At 67.9% G+C, this 355-nt stretch carries 1 pseudogene; it reads right to left on the bottom strand.

What is annotated here, in order from left to right:
- Positions 1–234, bottom strand: a pseudogene (locus tag K7G61_RS36145) (sugar ABC transporter permease); the annotation flags it as partial.
- Between the last annotated feature and the right edge of the window lie 121 nt (positions 235–355).

The raw sequence follows: 355 nt of genomic DNA, 5'->3' as shown, positions 1-355 counted from the left end.
CGCGCTGATGTAGAGGGTGTTCTCCATCGCGTGCCAGAAGAGGGGGTCGCCGAAGAGCTGGCGGAAGTTGTCCAGTCCGACCCACTGGCTATTGGTGATGCCGACCAGGGGGTCGTAGAACTGGAAGGCGGTGACCGTGCCGGCCATGGGCAGGTAGTTGAACACGATCAGCAGCGCGATCGCGGGCAGCGTCATCAGGATCAGCGTCTTGTCCCGCCGCAGCCTGATCCGCAAGGTCAACCCGTTCTTGGCAGCGCCCTGACCGGACTGACCGCCCTGACCGGACTGGCCGGACCGACCGGTCTCACCGGACCGACCCCCGCCCGACCGCCGGCCGAGGAGCCCGCGCCGCCGT

Origin of the sequence: Streptomyces sp. HPF1205 (assembly GCF_020400825.1) — a bacterium.
GTDB lineage: Bacteria > Actinomycetota > Actinomycetes > Streptomycetales > Streptomycetaceae > Actinacidiphila.
This window is presented reverse-complemented; position numbering and strand designations above follow the sequence as displayed.